This is a genomic window from Streptomyces sp. NPDC008317 (assembly GCF_042955955.1).
Classification (GTDB): Bacteria; Actinomycetota; Actinomycetes; order Streptomycetales; family Streptomycetaceae; genus Actinacidiphila.
In genome coordinates, this window is record NZ_JBIBFQ010000002.1 from 1,066,421 (window position 1) to 1,089,431 (window position 23,011).

Annotated in this window: 21 protein-coding genes; 10 read left to right on the forward strand and 11 right to left on the reverse strand. The window is 71.7% G+C overall.

The genetic code is table 11. The annotated features are described in order from the left end of the window. Window position 1 precedes the first annotated feature (1 nt). From ACFY9V_RS09620 to fabD, 3 genes are all read right to left on the reverse strand, one after another. Window positions 2–922 (reverse strand): hypothetical protein, encoded by a 921-nt coding sequence (locus ACFY9V_RS09620; RefSeq protein WP_391160462.1) that lies wholly within the window; start codon window positions 920–922, stop codon window positions 2–4. Further along, a complete protein-coding gene (locus tag ACFY9V_RS09625; RefSeq protein WP_355337063.1) occupies window positions 919–1,716 on the reverse strand; it encodes a response regulator transcription factor in 798 nt (265 codons plus the stop codon). Before ACFY9V_RS09625 ends, ACFY9V_RS09620 begins: the two co-directional genes overlap by 4 nt. A 78-nt stretch (window positions 1,717–1,794) precedes the next feature. Beyond that, the gene (fabD, locus tag ACFY9V_RS09630) at window positions 1,795–2,751 is read right to left on the reverse strand and encodes an ACP S-malonyltransferase (protein ID WP_391046853.1); all 957 of its coding nucleotides are present in this window, start codon (window positions 2,749–2,751) and stop codon (window positions 1,795–1,797) included. 1,577 nt (window positions 2,752–4,328) lie between these two features. Here fabD and ACFY9V_RS09635 point away from each other — a divergent pair. The 4 genes from ACFY9V_RS09635 to ACFY9V_RS09650 all read left to right on the forward strand — a co-directional run bounded on the left by ACFY9V_RS09635 (window position 4,329) and on the right by ACFY9V_RS09650 (window position 7,396). Next, window positions 4,329–4,904: a hypothetical protein gene (locus ACFY9V_RS09635; protein WP_391160463.1), complete on the forward strand. Its 576-nt coding sequence runs from the start codon at window positions 4,329–4,331 to the stop codon at window positions 4,902–4,904. Continuing rightward, window positions 4,901–5,113, forward strand: a complete 213-nt coding sequence (locus ACFY9V_RS09640; protein WP_188280336.1) for a MerR family transcriptional regulator — start codon at window positions 4,901–4,903, stop codon at window positions 5,111–5,113. The genes ACFY9V_RS09635 and ACFY9V_RS09640 overlap by 4 nt, the downstream gene beginning before the upstream one ends. 394 nt (window positions 5,114–5,507) lie before the next feature. Next, window positions 5,508–6,449, forward strand: a complete 942-nt coding sequence (locus tag ACFY9V_RS09645) for an SIS domain-containing protein (RefSeq protein WP_355337057.1) — start codon at window positions 5,508–5,510, stop codon at window positions 6,447–6,449. A 101-nt stretch (window positions 6,450–6,550) separates the two neighbouring features. After that, the gene (locus ACFY9V_RS09650) at window positions 6,551–7,396 is read left to right on the forward strand and encodes a class II fructose-bisphosphate aldolase (RefSeq protein ID WP_355337055.1); all 846 of its coding nucleotides are present in this window, start codon (window positions 6,551–6,553) and stop codon (window positions 7,394–7,396) included. Between the two features lie 24 nt (window positions 7,397–7,420). On the opposite strand, the gene ACFY9V_RS09655 is transcribed toward ACFY9V_RS09650, so the two are convergent. Both ACFY9V_RS09655 and ACFY9V_RS09660 read right to left on the reverse strand, forming a co-directional pair. Beyond that, complete coding sequence (locus ACFY9V_RS09655; RefSeq protein ID WP_391046862.1) at window positions 7,421–8,086, reverse strand: fasciclin domain-containing protein; 666 nt, start codon at window positions 8,084–8,086, stop codon at window positions 7,421–7,423. Window positions 8,087–8,251: 165 nt separating this feature from the next. Continuing rightward, the gene (locus tag ACFY9V_RS09660) at window positions 8,252–10,021 is read right to left on the reverse strand and encodes a molybdopterin-dependent oxidoreductase (RefSeq protein ID WP_391160465.1); all 1,770 of its coding nucleotides are present in this window, start codon (window positions 10,019–10,021) and stop codon (window positions 8,252–8,254) included. Window positions 10,022–10,282: 261 nt separating this feature from the next. Between ACFY9V_RS09660 and ACFY9V_RS09665 the strand changes: the two genes are divergently transcribed. The 4 genes from ACFY9V_RS09665 (at window position 10,283) to ACFY9V_RS09680 (ending at window position 14,659) form a co-directional block, all read left to right on the forward strand. Continuing rightward, entirely contained in the window at window positions 10,283–11,617 is a 1,335-nt protein-coding gene (locus ACFY9V_RS09665; protein WP_391160467.1) for an FAD-dependent oxidoreductase, read from the forward strand. Window positions 11,618–11,709: 92 nt separating this feature from the next. Further along, complete coding sequence (locus ACFY9V_RS09670; protein ID WP_355337236.1) at window positions 11,710–12,435, forward strand: DUF1365 domain-containing protein; 726 nt, start codon at window positions 11,710–11,712, stop codon at window positions 12,433–12,435. Then, entirely contained in the window at window positions 12,432–13,820 is a 1,389-nt protein-coding gene (locus ACFY9V_RS09675) for a class I SAM-dependent methyltransferase (protein WP_391160469.1), read from the forward strand. The genes ACFY9V_RS09670 and ACFY9V_RS09675 overlap by 4 nt, the downstream gene beginning before the upstream one ends. Then, window positions 13,817–14,659, forward strand: a complete 843-nt coding sequence (locus ACFY9V_RS09680; protein ID WP_391160471.1) for a DUF1295 domain-containing protein — start codon at window positions 13,817–13,819, stop codon at window positions 14,657–14,659. The genes ACFY9V_RS09675 and ACFY9V_RS09680 overlap by 4 nt, the downstream gene beginning before the upstream one ends. Window positions 14,660–14,760: 101 nt before the next feature. Here ACFY9V_RS09680 and ACFY9V_RS09685 read toward each other — a convergent pair whose 3' ends face one another. From ACFY9V_RS09685 to ACFY9V_RS09695, 3 genes are read right to left on the reverse strand one after another with little or no spacing between them, the layout of a single operon-like run. Further along, window positions 14,761–16,161, reverse strand: a complete 1,401-nt coding sequence (locus ACFY9V_RS09685) for an FAD-binding domain-containing protein (protein ID WP_391160475.1) — start codon at window positions 16,159–16,161, stop codon at window positions 14,761–14,763. After that, window positions 16,154–16,924, reverse strand: coding sequence for an anti-sigma factor domain-containing protein (locus ACFY9V_RS09690; RefSeq protein ID WP_391160477.1), 771 nt, complete (start codon window positions 16,922–16,924; stop codon window positions 16,154–16,156). Before ACFY9V_RS09690 ends, ACFY9V_RS09685 begins: the two co-directional genes overlap by 8 nt. Continuing rightward, window positions 16,921–17,505 (reverse strand): sigma-70 family RNA polymerase sigma factor, encoded by a 585-nt coding sequence (locus ACFY9V_RS09695; protein WP_188280325.1) that lies wholly within the window; start codon window positions 17,503–17,505, stop codon window positions 16,921–16,923. The genes ACFY9V_RS09690 and ACFY9V_RS09695 overlap by 4 nt, the downstream gene beginning before the upstream one ends. A gap of 294 nt (window positions 17,506–17,799) precedes the next feature. On the opposite strand from ACFY9V_RS09695, the gene ACFY9V_RS09700 reads away from it, so the two are divergent. Beyond that, on the forward strand, window positions 17,800–18,003 hold the full coding sequence (locus ACFY9V_RS09700; protein ID WP_188280324.1) for an AlpA family transcriptional regulator: 204 nt from the start codon (window positions 17,800–17,802) through the stop codon (window positions 18,001–18,003). 3 nt (window positions 18,004–18,006) lie between these two features. Here ACFY9V_RS09700 and ACFY9V_RS09705 read toward each other — a convergent pair whose 3' ends face one another. Next, window positions 18,007–20,229: an MMPL family transporter gene (locus ACFY9V_RS09705; protein ID WP_391160478.1), complete on the reverse strand. Its 2,223-nt coding sequence runs from the start codon at window positions 20,227–20,229 to the stop codon at window positions 18,007–18,009. 115 nt (window positions 20,230–20,344) lie between these two features. Between ACFY9V_RS09705 and ACFY9V_RS09710 the strand changes: the two genes are divergently transcribed. After that, on the forward strand, window positions 20,345–21,061 hold the full coding sequence (locus ACFY9V_RS09710; RefSeq protein WP_391160480.1) for a TetR family transcriptional regulator: 717 nt from the start codon (window positions 20,345–20,347) through the stop codon (window positions 21,059–21,061). Between the two features lie 27 nt (window positions 21,062–21,088). Here ACFY9V_RS09710 and ACFY9V_RS09715 read toward each other — a convergent pair whose 3' ends face one another. Next, window positions 21,089–21,970 (reverse strand): VTT domain-containing protein, encoded by an 882-nt coding sequence (locus ACFY9V_RS09715; protein WP_391160482.1) that lies wholly within the window; start codon window positions 21,968–21,970, stop codon window positions 21,089–21,091. 267 nt (window positions 21,971–22,237) lie between these two features. After that, the gene (locus ACFY9V_RS09720) at window positions 22,238–22,984 is read right to left on the reverse strand and encodes an SDR family oxidoreductase (RefSeq protein WP_391160485.1); all 747 of its coding nucleotides are present in this window, start codon (window positions 22,982–22,984) and stop codon (window positions 22,238–22,240) included. Window positions 22,985–23,011: the final 27 nt, after the last annotated feature.

Here is a 23,011-nt window from a genome sequence, read left to right on the forward strand (position 1 = left end):
CCTAGCGGGATCGTTCGGCAGATCGCTCGGCGCGGCGGCTGAAGCACGCGTGTGCGTCGGCCTCCGAGTAGTAGGTGCGGCCCGAGCCGTGCCTGCGGCGCCAGCTCTGCTCGCTGGCCAGCCGGTAGACCGTGCCGACCGGGGTGCTCCACAGCCGCGAGATGTCGGCGGCGGTGAGCCAGCGCTCGGCGACGGCGGGGGTGACGGCGGCGGGACCGGCGGAGGTGCCGGCGGAGGTGTCGGCCGCTGTGCCCGGGGCCGTGTCCTCGGCGGGCATCAGGCGGCGCAGATGGGTGAGTTGGTGCCCGGCCCAGGTGTGCCCGGCCTGGGCGTCGCACTGCACGGCCGGGTGCGCGGCCGTCGCCCCGACGCGTACGACGGCGGACAGCCGCCCCTCGCAGCCGGGTTCGACGCAGTCGCCCAGCGCGATCCGGCGGATCTGCTCGGGGTGGGCGACGCGGCGGGCCCTGCTGACCAGCCGGGCCACCTCGCGGGTGGCCTCGGCGACGGCCGGGTGCCCGGCCAGCCAGTCGGCGTGCCGCAGCAGGAACACCGACAGGGTGCCGACGGACCGCTCGGGCGGTACGAGCCCGCGCTGCTGGGCGATCAGGCCGCTCCAGGAGCCGAGCACCCCGAGGATCGCGGCGCGCGTCTCGGCCGCCGCCGGGTTGAACGGCATGCCGGGCAGCGGGCCGCCGCTGGTGCGTTCGCGCAGCCCCTTGGCCGCGGCGCCGCCCAGCACCCGCTCGCAGTCCCGGTACAGCTCGGGGAGCATGCCGATGCCGGTGGTCAGCCGACGGTGACAGGCGGCGCACAGCCGGTTCCCGCCGACCGGACGGCCGGGGTGCCGGCCCCCGTCGCGGGGCTCGGCCTGCCGCGTACCGCATTCGTGTCCTTCGCACCGCACGGCCGCGCGGCTCATGCGGAGGACCCGGACCGTTCGAGCCCCAGACCGAGCCGGAATCCGACACCGCGGACGGTGACGATCCACTCCTTGGCGCCCAGCTTCGTCCGGAGGCTGCTGACATGGGTGTCGACGGTCCGCCGGGACCACGAGTCACCCCACACCTGCTGCATGAGCCGCTTCCGGGTGATGACGATGTCCGGGTGCGAGGCCAGCAGGTAGAGCACGTCGAATTCCTTACGGGTCACATCTATATGCCGTCCGCCGAGCCGCACTTCGCGCGATCCGGCGTCGATCCGCAGCGGTCCGCAGGAGATGACCCGCGCGGAGGCGGGTTCCGGGCGGGCGCGGCGCATGACCGCGTCCATCCGGGCCATCAACTCGCGGAAGCCGTACGGCTTGACGAGGTAGTCGTCGGCGCCTGCCTGGAGGCCGAGCACCCGGTCGAGTTCGGTGCCGCGCGCGGTGACGGCGATGACCGCCACGTCGCAGACCGACCGGATGCTCCGGCAGACCTCGAGTCCGTCCAGGTCGGGCAGGTCGAGGTCGAGCAGGACCAGGTCCGCGTCCTCGTACGTCTGGAGTGCCGCGCCGCCCGTGCCGACCGACGCGACCTCGTGTCCGTGCCGCCGTAACCCCCTGACCAGGGATTCGGCGTCGTCTGCATGAGGTTCCACCACAAGTACCCGCCAGCTCACGGACGGCCCCGGCACTCCCCGTACCGGCGATGCGGTACGTATCTCGGTGCGATTGACGTTTGCGGACGCACGTGGGGCTGGTATATGAGGCTTCAGAAGGTCTATCCGGCTCATGGGTCCGCCCTTTGTGACGCTCAGGTCCGACTGCGACCTGGGCCTGATCGGTTCCTTGGACTGCTTGCGAGTCTCCGGTCAACCTCCGGCCGCGAATGCGAGCGCATCGAGAGTCGAGGCACACTGCCGTGAATCGAATGTCGCGAACACCCGTGCTGCCGGGGCGATCCGGCGGCACAGGCCGCCGAGTACCTTTCCGGGTCCGATCTCGATGAAGCGGTCCACGCCCGCGTCCGACATTCCGGCCACGGTTTCGGTCCAGCGGACCCGGCCGGTGAGCTGGCGTTTGAGCGCGGTACGCGCCTCGGCGGCGGTGGTGACCGGCGCCGCGGTGACGGACGAGATCGTCTCGACCACCGGATCGCGGAATTCCACCGCGTCCAGGGCCGCCGCGAATTCGTCCTCGATCTCGCTCATGAGACTGCAATGGAAAGGCGCGCCGACTTCGAGGGGGACCGCCCGGCGCGCGCCGGCGTCCTTGGCGGCGGCCATCACCCATTGGACGGCTTCGGCCTGGCCCGAGACGACCGCCTGCGCCGGTTCGTTGTCGTTGGCGATCTCGACGATCTGGCCGGTGCCGGTGGCGGCCTGTGCGCAGATGGCCTCGACGTCCTCGAGCGGCAGGCCGAGTACGGCCGCCATGGCGCCGGGCACGCGTGCGTTGACCGCGGCCATCAACTGGCCGCGCAGCCGTACGAGTCGGAGGGCGTCGGTCCATTCGAGGACGCCCGCGGCGACCAGCGCGGTGTATTCGCCGAGGCTGTGGCCCGCGACGATGTCGGGGGCGAGACCGCGCGGACGCAGGCTCTGCCAGGTGCACAGGCTGGTCAGGAAGATCGCGGGCTGGGTGATCGAGGTGTCCCGGAGGACCTCGGCGGGTCCCTCCCAGCACAGCCGGGACAGTGGAAGGCCGAGAATCTCGTCCGCGGTGCGGTAGTAGGGGCCGACCAGATCCGGATGCTCTCCGGCGAGGTCGAGCCCCATTCCCACCTTCTGCGAACCCTGGCCGGGGAAGACAAAACCGATCCTGTCCATGCGCCGCAGGCTCCTTTCGGCCTTTCGCGGTGCCGGTGGCGGGCGGTCGGAGACGGCGTGGCCGCCCATGACGAAGCCCCGCGGCTGCACAGCGCACGCGGGGCTCGGTGATCTGAGTGTGATTGCGGCGTCCGGGGTCTCACTGCTGCCCGGATCCGGGCATACCTCGGCCGCCGGAAGTATCGTGACAGTCTCTTGCCGCCGATGTCAACTTCACTTGGTCAGCGGGCTGTTTGCGCAGTTCATCGACGGGTCGGGAGTATGCGGTCGGGAAAGATGGTTGCAGTGCCCCTCGAATTTGCGTGACACCGATGAAGTCCGATGATCCTCATAGCATCGCCTCAACATCGAGCATTTCGGAACACTCCGGACCCGAATGACCATGGAGTCTGACGCGCTGTCAGATGGTGATTGTTCGCGGGTTCACGACGGCGTCACGCTAGCGTGTAGTCACATTTTACGAGGCGGCATTCTCGTCAATGAGCCGCCGGTCAGGGCCGCGTGGAGCGTGATCGTCGCAGGTAGATCAGGTGTGGACGGCTCCTGCGTTTGCCTGTATCGTCGCCTGCCAAACGCGAACATCCGTATGCTGTAAGCCGTACATGACTCGGGAGCGGGGGTTCCGGATCGTTATGAACACGGATTTAACGCGACAGGCCCAACTGGACTCATCACGGCCACCACGGCGTTTCCGATCGCCGGTAACCTCGGTCTCGTGCCGGGGTGCTTCAGGCACGGTGGATGAGCCGGTCACCTCATGGCGCCACGGGAGCGTTTCTCCAGGTCACCCTCGGGCGACCGGCGGGGATCCAGCTTTACGAACGGTCCCGGGCGCGGCCCAGGGCACCGTCATCCGTCTCCGCCCGAGCCACTGCTCGGACGCGGAGGCCGGCCAGGTCCGCGCACGCTCCGGCGACTCGACGGTCGATTCGGCCGTTGATTCGACGGCGCGGCGGGCCCTGTCCCGCGTGGCACGGACGATGACGTCCCGCTTAGGCGACGCCACGGCACACGCGCGCCCCACATCATCCCGTACCGGTGCGATCCACTCACGACGCACACCTCCATGATCCGGCGTGCCCCATGGGCCCCACTGGTCTGTGGAGCCCGCGAGCACCGCTGCTCGCGGTATATCCGGTCGGCCCGGCCCTCGCCGACCGTTCTGCACTGCGTTCAGCACTGCGTTGAGATGGTCCAGGCGTTCCACTGAGTAGTTCCCTCGCGCCTGGAGTACGTCGACAGGTTCCGGATCCAGCGGTCGCCGCTGACGGTGCGCCATTCCGTCGGAGGCAGCCGATGCACGGCCATGTTCCGACGGGACGTCGCTCACCTGCACCGACGACGACTTTCGGCATGTCCTGAACAGGGCGCACTCCCCTCGGTCATCGAGTCGATCGACGAGTTCGCACTGCGACAGCCACCTTCCGACATCATGACCAACGGGTGACCAAATGAATTCATCTCCATGTGTGGGCCAAAAATGCGGCAACGTGCCGCACGGGTCGCGACCGCGCCGCACAGCGGCCCCGGGGCTGCGTCTGTGCACCTCGTGCTACCACGATCTCAAGGCGAATCTGATGGAGCTGCCGGAGATCTACGACGACTGCGAGTCGGTGCTCCATCCGCGCCGCAACCCGACTCTCCAACGGGTCAGCGGCAGCAGGCAGTCGACCGGAATACGGCTGGACGAGGCGGCGATCACCGCCCGGTCCGGCATCGTCGGGTTCCTGGCCTCGTGGGCGGCGATGGTCGCCGAGGAGCGCGCCGTCCGCAAGCCGGTCCGCAGGCAGCCGGAGGAGATGGCCGACTTCCTCGTCGTCCACCTCAACTGGCTGCTCGCGCACCCGACCGCCGCGGACTTCGCGGAGGAGATCTCCGAGATAACGCACCGCGCGCGCCGGTCCGCCTACACGCAGCCCGCGTTGCGCATGGATCTCGGCCAATGCATCCATTCCGGTTGCAGCGCGGCGATGACCACGGCGCCGTCGTCGCCCGACGGCCGGCGCACCCGAGACGTGAGCTGTACCGCAGGACACAGTTGGCAGCCCCACCAATGGCTTCTGCTATCCCGGCAGATTCAGCAGACGCGGCAGTTCGCGCGCGGCACTGCGGGAGCGGCAGCACAATCCCAGCGCCCGGAGGACGCCGCATGAATCCGCCACCGCGCAATAGAAGTCGGCTTGTTCCGACTCAACTCGCCGCACTCGCCGCCGGAGTCTCCGAGGCGACGATCAGGAAATGGGCCAGCCGCGGCAAGATCACCCGCTACGGCAGTCCCGGACGCGCGCAATACGATCTCGACGAGCTACTCGAACGTGTGGCCGCGAAAACGGAAGCGGCGGCTCTGAAGGAATCCACGTGAGCGCTTCGGGCCTCGCGTAAAGCAATTGACAGAGGACGAAGAGCCCTGCCTGTCGTGCGGAGCTTTATCTCGGGCAGGGTTTCCTCCTCGTTCTTCCCGTTCTCACCGTTCGGCCTTCGTCAAGTCCGGCCGCCGTTCACGCCCTCGTACCAGAGAGCCGGACCGCGCGACGGGATGTGACATCCGGTGCGGGAAGTGTGACGCGCGCCTCATTCGGCCGCCAACAGGAGGCGCGCCGCCCGCGTGCGCCCTTAGCGCAGTCCGGGACCTTCCGCCAGCCCTCTCCTCTGTGTACATTTATGCTCGATAGCTGCTCGTTTCGAGCAGGATCGCGCATCCGCACCGCGCGTCGCATCTCGCACGCCGTATCTCGCACACCGCACGAGGAGCCCCGATGTCCGCGTCCCTCACCACCACCGAGACCGCCTCCCAGCCCGAGTGCTGGCAGCGGGCGGCCGATCTCGCTCCCGCCGAGGCCGGAAAGCTGCCGCGCGACGGCGAGCGGGTGGCGGTGATCGGCTGCGGCACCTCCTGGTTCATGGCCCAGTCCTACGCCGCGCTGCGCGAACAGGGCGGCCACGGCGAGACCGACGCCTTCGCGGCCTCGGAGTTCCCGTTCGGCCGCGGCTACGACCGTGTGCTGACGATCACCCGCTCCGGCACCACCACCGAGGTGCTGCGGGCGAGCGAGCGACTGCGTACGGCGGGCGTCGCGGTCACGGCGATCACCGCCGACCCGCACACGCCGGTGATGGAGGCCGCCGACGAGGTCGTGGTGCTGGACTTCGCCGACGAACAGTCGGTGGTGCAGACCCGGTTCGCCACCACCGCGCTCGCGCTGCTGCGCGCCCACCTCGGCCACGACCTGACGGCGGCCGTCGCCGACGCGCGGCTGGCGCTCGCCCAGGAACTGCCCACCACCGTCACGGCCGCCGAGCAGTTCACCTTCCTCGGCACCGGCTGGACCTACGGCCTGGCGCAGGAGGCCGCGCTGAAGATGCGCGAGGCCGCGGGCGCCTGGACCGAGAGCTACCCGGCGATGGAGTACCGGCACGGCCCGATCAGCATCACCGGCCCCGGCCGCGTGGTGTGGGCCTTCGGCGCCCTGCCCGAGGGCCTGGCGGACAACGTCGCGGGCGTGGGCGGCCTTCTCGAGGCCGGTTCCGCCGCGCCCGCCGACGGCGGTACGAGCGCGGTCGGCGGTACGGGCGCGCCCGTGCTCGACCCGCTGGCCGACCTGGTGCGGGTCCAGCGGCTCGCGGTGGCCATCGCGGAGAACAAGGGGTACGACCCGGACCGGCCGCGCAACCTGACGCGTTCCGTCGTCCTGGCCTGACGACAGCCCCCGCGCGGCGCTCCGCTGTTCGGCGGACCGCCGCCCGTACCCCCGCCCGCACCCGTGAAACCGGCACCGCCGTACGTACCCCGAGGAATCCCATGCCTGCCGTCGCCACCGCAGAACTCGTCACCGCAGCCCGGGCCGCGGGCCACGGGGTCGCCGCGTTCAATGTGATCACGCTGGAGCACGCGGAGGCGATCACCTCCGCCGCGCAGGCCGCCGGGCTGCCGGTGATCCTCCAGATCAGCGAGAACGCGGTGGCCTTCCACGGCGGCCGGGTCGAGCCGGTGCTGGCGGGGGCGGCGGCGGTCGCGCGGGGCGCGGCGGTGCCGGTCGCCCTGCACCTGGACCACGTGGAGAGCGAGGAGTTGCTGCGGGCGGGCGTGGCGGCCGGGGCGTCCTCGGTGATGTTCGACGCGTCGAAGCTGCCGTACGAGGAGAATCTGCGGGCCACCGCGCGGATGGTGGAGTGGGCGCACGGCCAGGGCGCCTGGGTCGAGGCCGAGTTGGGCGAGGTCGGGGGCAAGGACGGCGCGCACGCGCCCGGCGTGCGGACCGACCCCGCCGAGGCCGCCGCCTTCACCGCCGCGACCGGGGTGGACGCGCTCGCCGTCGCGGTCGGCAGCTCGCACGCGATGACCGACCGCTCCGCGCGCCTCGACCACGAACTGATAGCCGCGCTGCGCACGGCCGTACCCGTACCGCTGGTGCTGCACGGCTCGTCCGGTGTGCCGGACGACGAGCTGCGGCGGGCCGTCGCCGCCGGGATGGTGAAGGTCAACATCGGTACGGCGCTGAACATCGCCTTCACCGGGGCGGTACGGGAGCACCTGGCGGCGGACCCGGCCGTCGTCGACCCGCGGCGCTATCTGCGGCCGGCCCGCGACGCGATGTCCGCCGTGGCGGAACACCTGCTGCGCGTCGTCGCGGGCCGTCCGGAGTGATCCGTAACGCCTGGTCCCCAACGGCTACTTGGGCATCAGCACCGTGTCGATGATCTGCACGGTGGCGTTGGCGGTGGTGACGTTGCCGCAGACCACGTTCGCGGTGTCGTTGACCTTGTACGCCTCGCCGGAGCCCGAGGTCGTCAGGGTGCCCTTCTCCAGCGTGGTGTAGGTGCCCTTGGACAGGCCCTCGGGCGCCTTCACCGGCTCGCCGACCACGTGGTAGGTGAGGATCTTGGTGAGCATCGCCTTGTCGGCGAGGACCTTGTCGAGGTCGGCCTTCGGGATCTTCGCGAAGGCGTCGTTGGTCGGCGCGAAGACGGTGATGTTCTGGGCGTTGTTCAGGGTGTCGACGAGACCGGCCTTCTGGACGGCGGCGACCAGCGTCGACAGCGCCGGGTTGTGCGAGGCGGCGGTCGCCACCGGGTCCTTGGACATGCCGTCGAAGCTGCCCGCGCCGTTCTTGGGCACGGTGGCGCAGCCGGGCCCGAAGGGCGCGTCCTTCGTCGAGGCGTCACTCGGCGCGTCGCTGGTGGGCGCCATCGCCGGATCGCTCGCCGAGGTGGACGGGCTCGCCGCCGCCGAGTCGTCCTTCTTGTTGTCGTCGCTCGAACAGGCGCTGAGGGCCAGCGGCAGGACGGCGGCGGCCGTCACGGCGACGGCGATGCGGCGGGCGCGGAGGTTGAACATGGTTTTTCTCCTCTATATGTGCGGTCTATGCGACATGTGCGTGCGGAAAAGTCGTCTGTGGCGGGGAGTTGGGGAGGCGGATGGTCCGGGGGGGCGGATGGCCCGGCGGGGGCGGCGGGCCGCTCGAAGGCGAACAGGTCGTCGGATGGTCGGCGCGCCGACGGGTCAGTCGACGCTGACCACCACCGAGTGCCAGCCGGTCGCGCCGTTCGGGACGGTGCCGACGCGGTGGTCGGTCTGCGTGTAGCCGTCACGGTCCGTCGCGCGGACCTCCAGCGTGTGACTGCCGGGCGTGGCGTCCCACTCCCACAGCCACTGCCGCCAGGTGTCGGTGCTGTCCTCGTCCGCGAGCCGGGCGGTCTGCCACCGGCCGCCGTCGACCCGTACCTGCACCCGGTCGATGCCCCGGTGCTGCGCCCACGCCACCCCGGCCACCGGCACCCGGCCCGCCTTGGGACTGGCGAACGGCTTCGGGGTGTCGATCCGCGACTCGGTCTTGATCGGCGCCTCGCGCGACCAGCTGCGTTTGACCCAGTAGGCGTCGTAGGAGTCGAAGGTGGTCAGTTCGAGTTCGCGCAGCCACTTGCAGGCCGACACATAGCCGTACAGGCCGGGCACCAGCATGCGGACGGGGAAGCCGTGCGCGAAGGGCAGCGGCTCGCCGTTCATGCCGAGCGCGAGCATCGCGTCGCGGCCGTCGAGCACGGTCTCCACCGGTGAGCCGATGGCCATGCCGTCCACCGAGTGCGCCACCAACTGGTCCGCCGTGCCACCGCGCGACGGGGGCCGTACCCCCGCCTCGCGCAGCAGATCGGCCAGCCGGACGCCGATCCAGCGGGCGTTGCCGACGTACGGGCCGCCGACCTGGTTGGACACGCAGGTCAGCGTGATGTCCCGCTCGATCAGGTCACGGCGCAGCAGGTCGTCGTAGGAGAGCGTCAACTCCTTGCCCACGCCCATGCCGTGGATGCGCAGCCGCCAGGTGGTGGCGTCGATCTTCGGCACGACCAGGGCGGTGTCGACGCGGTAGAACTTCGCGTTCGGCGTGGTGAATGCGCTCAGCCCGGGGATTCCCAGGTCCGCCCCGCGCGGGACGGCCGCGGCGCGGGAGGCGGGGGCGGGCAGCGCGATGGCCTTCCGTGAGGCCACCGCGACGGCGCCGCGACGGTTGTTGAGGGTACGGCCCAGGGCTCCCGCACCCGCGGACGCGGCAGCCGTGGCGGCAGCGGCCAGCACGAAGCCACGGCGGTCGAACGCGGGGCGGGAGGTGGGCCCGGCCTGCGGGGCGGGCGTTTCCGTCCGTGGCAGAGGGGTCTCGGCGGTGTCCTCGTCGTCCTCCGCGGCGCGCTCCACGGCGGACGGAGCGGTCGGTGTCTCCGGCGCGGCGGCCTGTTCCGGCACGCGCGCGGCCGGTGCGGCGCGGAGCGTGAGCCGCTGCGTCAGCAGCCACAGCGCCGCCGCTCCGAGCAGCGCGCCGACGATCGACGGCAGCGCGTCCAGCCGGTGGTGGTCGGGACGGCTCCAGGCGGCGACCGCCCCGATGACGCCGAAGGCCAGCACGCCCGCGCAGCCCGTGCGCCGGAAGCGCAGCGCGAACACGCCGAGCACGAAGGCGAAGAGGGCCAGGATCGCGACGATGCCCAGTTGCAGCACCAGTTTGTCGTTGGTGCCGAAGTTCCGTACCGCGTAGTCCTTCAGGGACACCGGTGTGCGGTCGATGACCGCGCCGCCGACCGCCGTCACCGGACTGGCCTCGGGACGGGCGGCCACGGCGACGAGTTCGGCGAAACCGAGCGACGCGGCAGCGGCCAACAGGCCGCTCAGCGCGCCGAGTACGACCCTCAGCAGCCGGCCGGCGGCGCTCGGGCCATGTGGCTGATGAGGCTCCAGCACACTGCCGGGGCTGATGGTCTCCTGGTCGGTCACATCCCGCATTCGTGGCCACTCGCCCGGCGGATTGGTACGGGATTCCGCGTCCCCCGGACCGACGGGTTCCGCCGCAGGTGGGGGCCGTGAAGATCACCGCCGGAACGTTCCGCTCCCGCACCAATCCGCGGCGGCGGCGGCCACGAATGATCAGTGAGGGCGCACCGGTGCCAGTCGCCGTTCCGGCCGCGCCGGACACCGACCGGGCACGGGGCGCCACCGGGCACCACGGGGTGTCACCGGACATCGAGCACTGACCGAGGGGATCGCATGACGGCCGAACGACGTCGGATCGCGGTGATAGGCAGCGGAGTGGCGGGCCTTACCGCCGCCCATGTGCTGCACCGCGCGAGTGACGTGTCCCTGTACGAGGCGGACGACCGGCTCGGCGGGCACGCGGACACCCACGACGTGGCCGACCCCGACGGCCGGTCCCTGAGCGTCGACACCGGCTTCATCGTGCACAACGCCCGCACCTATCCGCATCTGCTGCGGCTGCTGCGCGAGCTGGACGTCGCCACGCAGGAGTCCGAGATGAGCATGTCGGTGCGGTGCGAGGGCTGCGGCCTGGAGTACGCCGGGGCCCGCGGGCCGCGCGGGCTCTTCGCGCAGCCGCGCAACGCGCTGCGGGGCCGCTATCTGCGGATGCTGACCGAGGTCACGGCCTTCCACCGCGGGGCGCGGCGGCTGCTCGCGGAGAGCGGCGACGCGGGTCCGGGTTCTTCCGCGGATACGGGCTCGGATACGGATACGGGTGCGCGCGCTGCCGCCACCGACCGCACGCTGCGGGAATTCCTCGCCGACGGCCGCTACTCCCCCTACTTCGTCCAGCACTTCATGACCCCGCTGGTCTCCGCCGTCTGGTCCTGCTCCCCCGCGACCGCGCTGGACTTCCCGGCCCGCTACCTCTTCCGCTTCCTCGACCACCACGGCCTGCTCAGCGTCGGCGACTCCCCCACCTGGCGCACGATCACCGGCGGCTCCCGTACGTACGTCGAGCGGGTGGGCAAGGAAGTGTCCGCCGTGCACACCTCCAGCCCGGTGACCGCGCTGCGCCGCGTCCCCGGCGGCGCCGAGGTCACCGTCGAGGACGGCACCACCGAGCGCTACGACGCGGTGGTCGTCGCCGTCCACCCGCACCAGGCGCTGAGCCTGCTCGCCGAGCCCACCGCGGCCGAGCGCGAGGTGCTGGGCGCGATCCCGTACACCGTCAACCCCGCACTGCTGCACACCGACACCGGCGTGCTGCCGCGCGCGGCCGGCGCCCGCGCGTCGTGGAACTACCTGATGCCGTCCTGCGCCTCGGACGCCGACGCCGTCCTGGTCAGCTACGACATGAACCGGCTCCAGCGGCTGGACGGCGCCGACACGTATGTGGTGACGCTCAACGGCGCCGACCGGATCGACCCCTCCGCCGTACGGGACCGGATGGCGTACGAACACCCGCAGTACACGCCGGAGTCGGTGGCCGCGCAGCGACGGCTGCCCCAACTGAACGGGCCGGTGGTCGCCTACGCGGGCGCCTACCACGGCTGGGGTTTCCACGAGGACGGCTGCGCCTCCGGGGTGGCGGCGGCGCGCGCGCTGGGGGTGGAGTGGTCATGACGGCTCCGGTGCATGACGGGACGGCGCACGACCCGGCGAAAGCAGAAGCGGAAGCGAAGCCGCAGGCGGTGGCGGTGGCGGTGGCGGTGGCGGTGGCGCCTTCGCTGTACGACTGTCGGATCGCCCATGCCCGTAACCGCCCCGTGCGGCACTCCTTCCGTATGCGCACCTATATGTGGCTGGTCGACGTGGACCACATGCCCCGACTGCCGCTGCCGCTGCGCCCGCTGGCCGGTTTCCGGGCGCGGGACCACTTCGGCGGTACGGCGCCCACGGTCAGGGCGGGGCTCGACCGGTTCCTCGCCGCGCAGGGGGCGGCCCCCGCGGACGGCCGCGTGCTGATGCTCACGCACGCCCGTGTCCTCGGCCATGTCTTCAACCCGCTGACCCTGTACTGGTGCCACGCGCGTGACGGCACGCCCCGCCATGTGGTCGCGGAGGTCCACAACACCTATGGCGAGCGGCACTGCTATCTGCTGGCGCCGGACGCCGAGGGCCGTGCCTCGACCGCCAAGGAGCTGTACGTCTCACCGTTCTTCCCGGTGGAGGGCGACTACCGCATGCGAGTGCCGGAGCCGGGAAACCGCCTTTCCGTGACGGTCCATCTGGAACTGGACGGAAAACGCCCCTTCACCGCGACCGTGAGCGGCGACCGCCGCCCGGCCACCACGGCCGGACTGCTCCGGGCCGCTGTACGCCATCCGTGGTCGACGCTCCTCGTCTCCGCGGGGATCAGATTCCACGGTGTTCTGCTGTATCTGCGCGGCCTGCCCGTACGGCCGCGGCCAAGCCATCACGTTCAGGAGGGAATGCGGTGACCGTGTCATCCACTCCGGCCGCCCCGGTGACTGCCGGGGCCGCCGTCTCGCCCGTGTCGACGTCCAGGGTGCGCGCGGCGGTCGACGCCGAGCGCTGGCCGGACGTCGCGGCGGCGCCCCGCTGTTCGGCCGCGCGCGCGGCCGTCGCGGCCTTCCTCGTCCGCAGGGCGCTGGAGCGGCTGCCGCTGCGGGTGCGGCTGGCGGGCGCGGACGGCGACGACGCGGGCGAGGGCGCCCGCACGCTGGGGCTCGGCGGCCCGCTGATGCGGGTGCACGACCCGCGGTCCTTCTTCCGCCGGATCGGCGCCGAGGGCCTGATCGGCTTCGGCGAGTCGTACATGGCCGGGGAGTGGGACGCGGACGACCTGACCGGTGTGCTCACGGTCTTCGCCGACAACGTCGCCACCCTCGTACCGCCGTCCCTGCAACGGCTGCGCGGCGCGTGGGCCAGGCGGCGGCCGGAGGCGCAGCGCAACACCCGCGAGGGCGCGCGCGACAACATCCACCGGCACTACGACCTGTCCAACGACCTCTTCTCGCTCTTCCTCGACGAGACGATGACGTACTCCTCCGCGGTCTTCCGCGGCTTCCCTGCGGACGAGCACCTGCTGCCCGCCGCCCAGCACCGCAAGATCGACCTGCTGCTGGACGCGGCCGGGGTCGGTCCCGGCACCCGGCTGCTGGAGATCGGCACCGGCTGGGGCGAGCTGGCGGTGCGCGCGGCATCGCGCGGCGCCCGTGTGGTGAGCGTGACGCTCTCGCGCGAGCAGCGTGGACTGGCGCTGGAACGGGTCCGCGCCGCCGGGCTCCAGGACCGTGTCGAGGTGCTGCTGCGCGACTACCGCGAGGTCGAGGGCGAGTACGACGCGGTGGTCAGCGTCGAGATGATCGAGGCGGTCGGCCACGAGTTCTGGCCGGAGTATTTCCGCACCCTGGAGCGGCGGCTCGCGCCCGGCGGCCGGATCGCGCTCCAGGCGATCACCATGCCGCACGACCGGATGCTGGTGAGCCTTCCCACCTTCACCTGGATCCACAAGTACGTCTTCCCCGGCGGCATGATCCCCTCCGCCGAGGCCATCTCCGAGGTGAGCGGCGAGGCCACCGGGCTGCGGATCGTCAGCGCCGAGGCGTTCGGACCGCACTACGCGGAGACGCTGCGGCTGTGGCGCGAGCGGTTCGCGCGGTGCGCGGACGAGGTGGCGGCGCTCGGCTTCGACGCGGTCTTCCGGCGGCTGTGGACGTTCTATCTGGCCTACTCGGAGGCCGGTTTCCGCTCCGGGTACCTGGATGTGCGGCAGTTCGTGCTGGAGGGGGCGGCGGGGGCCGCCGGGGCATCGGGGCCGACTGGTGCCGTGCACGCGGAAGACTCGGCGGCAGGCCGGTGAACGGCTTTCCGTGGGGCGCATTCTGCGTGAATCTCGCGGCGGCGGCGGGCGCGGCGCTCGCCGTGATGCTGGTGACCTTCGCGGTCGCGGTGGCCAAGGGCATGCACCGGGTGGTCGACGTGGCGTGGGGCGCCGCCTTCGCGGCGGTCGCCGTCGTGTCGTACGGGTTGTCCTCGGGGCACGGTGACGACGGGCGGCGGCTGCTGGTCCTGGTCCTGACCGTGGTGTGGGGGCTGCGGCTGGCCGGGCACATCGCCTGGCGCGGCCGTGGCCACGGCGAGGATCCGCGGTACGAGAAGATGCTGTCCAAGGTCCCGGCCGACCGCCGCAACGGGTACGCCTTCCGGATCGTCTACCTGCTCCAGGGTCTGCTGGTGTGCGTGGTGTCGCTGCCGGTGCAGGTCGCCTGCTATCTGCCGGGGTCCGTCGGCCCGGCGGCGGCGGTCGGCGCGGCGCTGTGCCTGGTCGGGCTGGTCTTCGAGGCGGTCGGCGACCACCAGCTCGCCCGCTTCAAGGCCGATCCCGCGCACCGCGGTCAGGTGATGGACCGCGGCCTGTGGGGCTGGACCCGGCACCCCAACTACTTCGGCGACTTCTGCGTCTGGTGGGGGCTGTACGTGCTGGCGTGCGACGGCGCCCGCTGGTCGTCGGCGGCGGGCGCCGTCGTGCTGGCCGTGCTCGGCCCGCTGACCATCAGCTTCCTGCTCCTGCGGGGCAGCGGGAAGCCGCTGCTGGAACGGCACATGGCGCAGCGGCCCGGCTACGCCGAATACGTCGCCCGGACGAGTGGTTTCTTCCCGTGGCCGCCGCGAAAGGGCGGTGTTGACGGGCGGGCGTAGTCGGCGGCAGCCGGGCCGCTGGGGGCACAGGTCGTGGTGAGCGGGTCGGTTCCGCTCGGTTCGGCGGTTTCGGTGGGTTCGGTCGCTTCGCGGGTTCGCGGTCAGTCGTCCAGGCCGCGGGCCCGCGAGAAGCGGGCGTGACCCTCGCTCAGCGCCACGATCGGGTCCGGGTAGTCGAACCGCTCCCGTTCCGGACCCGACAGCTTCCACGGCTGGTGCACCGCCGCCCCCTCCAACTCGGCCAGTTCCGGAACCCAGCGCCGCACATAGTCGCCGTCCGGGTCGAAACGGGCCGCCTGGAGCAGCGGGTTGAGCACCCGGTTGGGCCGGGTGTCGGTGCCGGTGCCCGCCGACCACTGCCAGTTGAGCTGGTTGTTGGGGATGTCGCCGTCGACCAGCAGGTCCAGGAAGTGGCGGGCGCCGATCCGCCAGTCCACGTACAGCGTCTTGGTCAGGAAGCTCGCCACGAGCAGCCTGCCCCTGTTGTGCATCCAGCCCTCGTGCAGCAGTTGGCGCATCGCGGCGTCCACGATGGGGTAGCCGGTGCGGCCCTCGCGCCAGGCCGTGACCTCCTCGGGCGCGGTGCGCCAACGGTCGTGCCGGGAGCGGTAGTCGCGGTGCGCCGCGTCCGGCCGCGCGGCGAGCACCTGATGGTGGAAGTCGCGCCAGGCGAGCTGCCGGATGAACGCCTCCGCGCCCCGGCCGCTCACCGACCTCGCCCGGTGGACGAGTTCGGTCGCGGACACGCACCCGAAGTGCAGATACGGCGAGAGCCGGGAGGTCGCGTCACCCGCCAGGTCGTCGTGCTGGTCCGCGTAACCCTCCAGGCCCGAACGCCACCAACTGCCCGCCAGCTTGCGACCAGCCGTCTCCCCGCCGGGCGGCAGGCCCGGCGACGGCTGCCCGCCGCCCGGCCCGGTCAGCTCGGCGGCGGAGGGCAGCGCGGCGGACTTCACGTCCTCGGGCACGGTGACCTTGCGCGGCGCGTCCAGCACGCGGCGCTGGGGCTCGGCGCCCCAGCGCCGGAAGTACGGTGTGAACACGGCGAAGTGGTCGCGGCCAACGGGGGTGACGGCGCCGGGCGGGGCCGCGGTGACCACGGCCTCGTGCACCACCACCTCGCAGCCCGCCTCCGCCAGGGCCTTGCGCAGCCGGTCCTCGCGGCGCAGGGCGTAACCGCTCACCCCGGCCGCGATGTGCACCTGCCGCGCCCCGCTGTCGCCGACGGCCCGGACGACCTCCTCGACGACGTCGCCGCGCCGCACGACCAGCCGCCCGCCACGGGCCCGCAGGCCCGCGTCCAGGTCGGCCAGGCAATCGGCGAGGAACGCCGCCCTGTTCGGCACCGCGAATCCGGCCCGCGCGATGCCCTCGTCCACCACGAACAGCGGGACCACGCTCCCGGCCGCCGCCACCGCCCCGGCCAGCACGGGGTTGTCGTGCAACCGCAGGTCCGCGGTGAACAGCGCGATGGACGACCCGGTCCGCGACGTCTCAGGCACGGGCCGCCGCCGGGAACGTCACCAGCGCCAGCGGGGCACTCGTCGGCTGCTGCGAGCCGCCGGCCGGTTCGACCGTCACGCCCACCCCGGAGGCGTTGTCGATCCGCCCGTCCAGCACCACGGCCTGGTCGGTGGCTGACGGGTCCATCAGACCCGCCGGCCGCATCTTCCCGCCGTCGTCGAACCACAGCTCGTACGTCTTCCCGGCCGCCGGCGTCGGCATACCGGCGGCCAGGAAAGCGGCCTTGCCCAGGCTCCGGGAGACCACCACGGTCGCGGTCGTGCCGGTGCTGAGCTTCCGTGTGGTGCTCGCCGCGTCGGGCGCCGAGAGCACCTGGGAGAGCTCGCCCGCCCGCTGCTCGGCCTGATTCGCCCGCTGCCTCGCGTCGTCGGCGGCCTGGTGCTGCCAGACGGCCACCCCGCCGAGCCCGACCACTCCCGCCATGCACGCGGCCAGCGCGTAACGCGGCAGCCGCCGCGCCCCGGCCACCCATCCGGCGAGACCGCGCCGCTCCTGCCGCGTGACGACCGGCGGCTCCTGCCGCACGGCGGCGACCCGGCGCAGCACCTGCTCACGCATGTGCGGCGGCGGCACGACCGAGGCGGCCAGCGCCAGCCGGGTGGCCGTCGCGGACAGCTCGCGGACCTCCTGCGCACAGGCCGAGCAGTCGGCGATGTGCCGTTCGAATTCCTCCCGCTCACCGTCGGGCAGCGCGTGCACCGCGTACGCACCGGTGAGGGTATGCAGATCGGCGGTCGTCATGCGCTCACTCCCAAGCAGTCGCGCAGGCGGATGAGTCCGTCCCGCAGTCGGGTCTTGACGGTCCCCAGCGGAGCCGCGAGCAACTCGGCGACCTCCCGGTAGGTGAATCCCTGGTAGTAGGCGAGCGTCACCGACTGGCGCTGCAATTCGGTGAGCGTCCGCATACAGCGTCGCACCTGCTCGCGCTCCAGCCGTGACTCGACCTGTTCCGCGACTTCGTCGAAGGCGGGGGTGTGCTCAAGCAGCGCGGCCTTGTGCTCCCGGTCGGAGGACGCCTGCGCGGAACGCACCCGGTCCACCGCACGACGGTGGGCCAGCGTCATCACCCAGGTCATGGCGCTGCCACGGGATGCCTGGAAGCGGGTCGCGGTCTGCCAGACCTCGACCAGCACCTCCTGGGCGACCTCCTCCGACTGCGCGGGGTCGCGCAGCACCGAGCGCACCAGCCCCAGCACGGGCCCGGCCACCGCGTCGTAGACCCTGGCGAACGCCGCCTCGTCGCCGCGGGCGACCGCGACCAGCAGCTCCTGGAGGTCGGGGCCGGCGCCTGCGACGCCGTCCAGCCGTACGGCTTCCCTCATCTGCGATCCATCCCGTCCCGACTCACCCGCGCAAGTCTCCGACCGGTATTCGGAGCCGAGGGGTGGGCGGATTGCCCGCTCGCGGATTTCCTCCGGTCTCAGCCCGCCATCGTGCCCCCTTTCACCGCCACGGTCCGGACGACCTGCGCGGTCGTTACCCGTTCGCCACATTTGTCACCGTTACGCGGGTTCCGTGTCACAGAAGATCAACAAGCCCATGCGGTGACGCTCACCTGTCGTTGGCCGGACGAAGGTGCTGATCAACAGCAGCCCCGCCGTACGGAGGTACCTGGGATGACCGACCGGACCCTGTGGTCGTACGCCGAGATCGCCGCGCACATCCGCGTACAGGTCGACACCGTCCGCTCCTACCGGAAGCACGGGCATCTCCCGCCGCCCGATGTCGTCGAGGGCGGCAAGCCCTTCTGGTACGCCGATACCGTCAGGGCCTGGAGTGCCCGGCGGCCGGGAAACCGCGGCCGCCGGGATCCGGACTGAGCCTCAGTGCCGCGTGGCCGGCTCGGGGTCCCGCCGCTCCTGCGAGGAGCGCGGGGCCTTCGTGCCCTCCGCCGCCTCCTGGCCGCCGCCCTCCGATATGCCGAACCGGTCGTGGAAGCGGCGCAGCACCGGCGGCGCCCACCAGGTGGCCCGCCCGGTCAGCCGCATCACCGCGGGCACCAGCAGGGTGCGGACCACCATCGCGTCCATGAGCACCGCGAGCGCGATGCCGAGCCCCAGCATCTTGGTGTTGGCCACCCGCGACGTGCCGATCGCGACCATCACCACGGCCAGGATCACCGCCGCCGCCGTGATCAGTCCGCCGGTCCGCTTGAGCCCGAACTCGATGGACGCCTGGTGGTCGCCACTGCGGTCGTACTCCTCCTTGATCCGTGAGAGCAGGAACACCCCGTAGTCCATGGAGAGTCCGAAGGCCACGCAGAACATCAGCACCGGCAGGGTCGTCTCGATGCTGCCGGTGGCTGTGAAGCCCAGCAGTCCGGACAGATGACCGTCCTGGAAGACCCACACCACCGCGCCGAACATCGCGGTGAGGCTCAGCGCGTTGAGCAGCACCGCCTGGAGCGGGATGATCACGCTGCCGGTGAGCAGGAAGACCAGCAGCAAGGTGACCAGGGCGATGATCCCGGCCGCCCATGGCAGCCGTTGGCCGATGGTGTCCTTGGTGTCCACCAGGACGGCGGCCTGGCCGGTCACCGAGGCTTTGAAGTCCGTGGGCACGGCGCGGATCGCGCCGACCAGGTGCTGGGTGCCGGCGTCCACCGCCTCGCTCGTGGACAGCACCGTCATGTAGGCGGCGCCTGAGTCCTGGGCGACGACCGGCCCCTCGACCCGGACCACGCCGGGCAGGGCGGCCACCCGCTTCTCGTATCCGGCCAGTTGGGACCGGTCGGCGCCTTCGGCCAGCACCGTGATGGCGCCGTCGGGGCTGCCGGGGAACTCCTGGCGAATGTGCTGCTGCACCACATGGGACTCGGCCGCCGAGGGCAACTGCCGATCGTCCGCGGCGCCGAAGCGCACCTGGAGGAAGGGCAGTCCGAGCAGCAGCAGGCCCGCGACCGCGCCGATCGCGAAGAGCGGCGCCCTGCGCATCACCAGCCGGGCGAAGGCGGCGTATCCCGCGCCGGGGTCGCTCGCGGGCCTGCGGCGCAATGCCTTGCGCAGATCCAGCGCGTTGACCCGGTCTCCGAGCAGGACCAGGCAGGCGGGCAGCGCGATCAGCGCCGCGGCGGCGGCCAGCAGCACCACGGCGATCCCCGCGTAGGCGAAGGAGCGCAGGAAGTACTGCGGGAAGACGAGCATCGCGGCGAGCGAGGCGGCGACGGTAAGGGCCGAGAAGAGGACGGTGCGGCCCGCCGTGCGCAGGGTCACTCCGACCGCCGCGCGCGGGGTGAGTCCGGTCGCCAGCTCTTCGCGGAATCTGCGGACGATGAACAGGGCGTAGTCGATCGCGAGGCCGAGGCCGAGCGCGGTGGTGAGATTCTGCGCGAAGACCGAGACGTCGGTGAACGAGGTGATGGCGCGCAGCACCGCGTTGGTGCCGAGGATCGCGATGATGCCGACGCCCAGGGGCAGCAGTGCGGCGATGGCGCTGCCGAAGACCATGACGAGCAGTATCAGGGTGACGGGCAGGGCGATCATCTCGGCCTTGACCAGGTCGTCCTGGATGGTGCTCTGCAATTCGTGCCGGACGGCGGCCGAGCCGCCGACGCTCACGTCGACCGGTCCGTGCTCCCCGCGGTAGGCGGGGGCGATCCGTTTGACGGCGGTGGCCACCGCGTCGTCGTCGCCCTTGAGTCGGGCGGTGATCATCGCCGAGCCGTCGTCCTTGGCGCGCAGCACCGGCGCGTGGGTGCCCCAGTAGGAGGTGACGCCGGTGACCGCCGGATCGGCGGCGAGCTTGCGGGCCAGCTCCTGCCCCTGCGCGGCCACGGCGGGGCTGTCGACTCCCGCGCCCTTGGCGTCGACCAGCAGGACCAGATTGGGCTGGGAGGCGGGGAAGTGGTCGGCGAGCGCCGCGGTCGCGTACGAGGACTCGGAGTCGGGCGCTTCCCAGCCGCCGCTGGCCAGCCGGTCGGCCACGCCTCGCCCGGCGACGACCGCGAGCGCGGTGAAGAGGAGGGCGAGCAGCAGCGTCAGCCTGGGCCGGGCTGTGACGGCCCGCGTCCAGCCCCCGACCTCGGAGTCGTGGTTGACATCAGCCATGACAAAAGGTGTCCTCTCCCCGTAGTGCGACGTAGAATCGCAAATGCGAACTGTCGCTCGCGTTTCAAGAATGCGAGCGAACGCTCGTGTTTGTCAATACCCCTGGGGAGTCACCGTGTCCGAGGCGGAAGAGCGGCAGCCGCGCCGTCGGCAGGCCCGTGGCGAGCGGCGTGTCACACAGCTCCTCCAGGCCGCCGCCAGCGTGTTCTGCGCGCTGGGCTACACGGCGTCCAGCACCAACGCGATCGCCCGCGAGGCAGGGGTGTCGCCGGGCACGCTCTACCAGTTCTTCCCGAACAAGGAGGCCATCGCGGTCGAGCTGGGCAGCCAGCTCGCCAAGGAGATGGAAGCCACCCACGGCCGGGTCTTCACCGTCGAGAACGCCCTGCTGCCGCTGGACGAGATGATCGACGCCGTCGCAGGCCCCTTCATCGAGTTCAACTGCGCCAACCCGGCCTTCCTCGCCCTGATCAAGGGCCCGGACACTCCCGGCAAGGTCGCCGAGGGCCACGACGAGCTGCACGCGTCACTGCTCGCGCGCCTCACCGAACTGCTCGGCGTCCGTCAGCCGTCGCTGTCCACAGCGGAACGCACGCTTGTGGCGCAGATGTCCTTCGCGATGTTCAAGGCAGGACTCGACCTCGTCGTCCAGCACGAGGGCGAGGAACGGGACGCGTACGCGCGGGAGATGAAGGGGATGCTCTACCGCTATCTGGCGCCCTACCTGGGCACTGGGGCGGTCACCGGTCCGGGCACGGCCGCCGCCCCGGACAAGGGCGCCGCCCCGGACAGGAGCCCAGAAGACAGCACGGACACCGCCGCCGCGCGCTGACTCCGGGTCCGGGCACGCGGCCGAAGGCTACTTGCCGCGGCCGGCCAAGAAACAGGGAAATCCGCCCCGGTCCTTGCCCGGTGGCGGACTTGTGCGCGCGACAGTGGCGCCTGTGACGGATGTCGATGTGGTGGTGGCCGCTGCCCCTGGTCCCGCGGGCAGGCCACCGGCCGGTCCCGTACCACCACCGCCGGAGGGTCCCGGTACGACCACCGCGTCACCCGCGAAGGACGCCCGTACCACCATCGAGGGAGGCCGGGTCGCCTCGCGCTCCACCACCAGGCGGGGATCGCGACGCTCACGCGCCCGCGAGACCCACTGCACCAGCGTGCCGATACCGGCGACGAGCATCGATATACCGAGCCCCAGGCAGAGGGCGAAGAACGAGTTGGAAGCGGCTTTGCCGCTGAAATAACCGGCTCCGACGGAATAGCTGGCCCAGACGGCCTCCGCGACACCCGCGCCCACCGCGTAACGCCGGGCGGGATAGCGCACGACACCCGCCGCGAGACCGCCTATCACTCGGCCGCTGGGCAGAAAGCGCACACCGATCACAAAGGGCACACCGTGCCGCTGTATCCGTAGGGCGGCCCATCTGAGCAGCGCCGCCCGGCGTTCGTCGCGCTCCATGCGGGCCAGGACACGGCCGCTGAGCGCCCGGCCGGTGCGGTGGATCAGCATGTCGCCGAGGACCGCGCTGCCCGCCACCACCAGCAGCACGAGGGCGATGTCCAGCCGTCCCTCGGCCGCCATCACTCCGCCGGTCACGAGCAGCACGGAGTTGGGCACGAGCGGCGGGGCCGTGGTGAGGGCCAGTACCGCGTATGCCCAGAAGACGTGTCCACCTCGCAGGTACTCAGCGAGACCCGAGGTGAAGTCCAGTGACGACACGTTCAGTGCAACGTCCATTCCACCGCCCCTCTTCCCGCCCCCGGGCTTCAAAACTGACAGCGGCCGGTGGGACGGGGCAAGGGGGTTTCCCGCGGATCAGGGGATTCCTCGGGGGCTCCCAGGAGAATTCATCCTGAGGGTCCAGTCGGGCTACTCCTCAGGGAGTACGGGCGCGCCTGTCACGGAACGCGGAATGCTCCCGGCGCACTGGACCTCCGGAGCACAGGGCCTCGGGAGCACAGGGACCACCGGGTCACCGGGTCACCGGGTCACCGGGTCACCGGGTCACCGGCCGAGCAGTTCGCCGCCGTTGCACTGAAGGATCTCGCCGGTGATGAAGCCGGCGTCGGGGGACGCGAGGAAGAGCACGGCCGCCGCCACGTCGGCGGGGTGGCCGACGCGACCCACGAGCGTGCGCCCGGCCCGCCGGGTCAGCTCGGCGTCGTTGAGCCGCGAGCCGAAGAATTCGGTGCCCGCCACGGTGCCGGGCGCCACGATGTTGCACGTGACGCCCTGCGGGCCGAGCTGGGCGGCCAGCGAGTGGTTCCAGGCGTGCAGGGCGGCTTTGGAGGCCCCGTAGGAGCCGCCACCGCGCAGCGCGGCCACCGAGGTGACCGTGACCACCCGGCCGCTGTCGGTGAAGCGGTCTCGCAGCGATTCGGTCAGCAGCACCGCGGTCAGCACATTGCGCTCGAAGTCGCCGCGCCAGCGGGCGAGCACCCCGTGCGGGCCCGCGCCGATCGCCAGCTCCCGGCTGCCCGCGTTGTTCACCAGGACGTCGACCTGCTCGGGCAGGTGCCGGAGCGCCGCCTCGACGTCGTCGGGGTCGGCCAGGTCGCAGGCGACCGGGGTGACGTCCAGCCCGCGCTCCCGGCGCAGCTCCTCCGCGGTGGCGTGCAGGACCTCACGGCGACGGCCGACGATCGTGACGTGGTGGCCCTCCTCGGCGAAGCGGATCGAGATCGCCCGACCGATGCCCGTACCCCCGCCGGTCACGACGACGCTGCGGCCCGCTGTCCCGTTCTGTGCCATGTACTCCGCCCCTCATGAGGAGACAGC

Bases quoted from the DNA above. Each gene is read 5' to 3' on its own strand.
- ACFY9V_RS09620 (WP_391160462.1), bottom strand. From the start codon at position 922: ATGAGCCGCGCGGCCGTGCGGTGCGAAGGACACGAATGCGGTACGCGG.
- ACFY9V_RS09625 (WP_355337063.1), bottom strand. From the start codon at position 1,716: ATGAGCCGGATAGACCTTCTGAAGCCTCATATACCAGCCCCACGTGCG.
- fabD (WP_391046853.1), bottom strand. From the start codon at position 2,751: ATGGACAGGATCGGTTTTGTCTTCCCCGGCCAGGGTTCGCAGAAGGTG.
- ACFY9V_RS09635 (WP_391160463.1), top strand. From the start codon at position 4,329: ATGGAGCTGCCGGAGATCTACGACGACTGCGAGTCGGTGCTCCATCCG.
- ACFY9V_RS09640 (WP_188280336.1), top strand. From the start codon at position 4,901: ATGAATCCGCCACCGCGCAATAGAAGTCGGCTTGTTCCGACTCAACTC.
- ACFY9V_RS09645 (WP_355337057.1), top strand. From the start codon at position 5,508: ATGTCCGCGTCCCTCACCACCACCGAGACCGCCTCCCAGCCCGAGTGC.
- ACFY9V_RS09650 (WP_355337055.1), top strand. From the start codon at position 6,551: ATGCCTGCCGTCGCCACCGCAGAACTCGTCACCGCAGCCCGGGCCGCG.
- ACFY9V_RS09655 (WP_391046862.1), bottom strand. From the start codon at position 8,086: ATGTTCAACCTCCGCGCCCGCCGCATCGCCGTCGCCGTGACGGCCGCC.
- ACFY9V_RS09660 (WP_391160465.1), bottom strand. From the start codon at position 10,021: ATGCGGGATGTGACCGACCAGGAGACCATCAGCCCCGGCAGTGTGCTG.
- ACFY9V_RS09665 (WP_391160467.1), top strand. From the start codon at position 10,283: ATGACGGCCGAACGACGTCGGATCGCGGTGATAGGCAGCGGAGTGGCG.
- ACFY9V_RS09690 (WP_391160477.1), bottom strand. From the start codon at position 16,924: ATGACGACCGCCGATCTGCATACCCTCACCGGTGCGTACGCGGTGCAC.
- ACFY9V_RS09695 (WP_188280325.1), bottom strand. From the start codon at position 17,505: ATGAGGGAAGCCGTACGGCTGGACGGCGTCGCAGGCGCCGGCCCCGAC.
- ACFY9V_RS09700 (WP_188280324.1), top strand. From the start codon at position 17,800: ATGACCGACCGGACCCTGTGGTCGTACGCCGAGATCGCCGCGCACATC.
- ACFY9V_RS09705 (WP_391160478.1), bottom strand. From the start codon at position 20,229: ATGGCTGATGTCAACCACGACTCCGAGGTCGGGGGCTGGACGCGGGCC.
- ACFY9V_RS09715 (WP_391160482.1), bottom strand. From the start codon at position 21,970: ATGGACGTTGCACTGAACGTGTCGTCACTGGACTTCACCTCGGGTCTC.
- ACFY9V_RS09720 (WP_391160485.1), bottom strand. From the start codon at position 22,984: ATGGCACAGAACGGGACAGCGGGCCGCAGCGTCGTCGTGACCGGCGGG.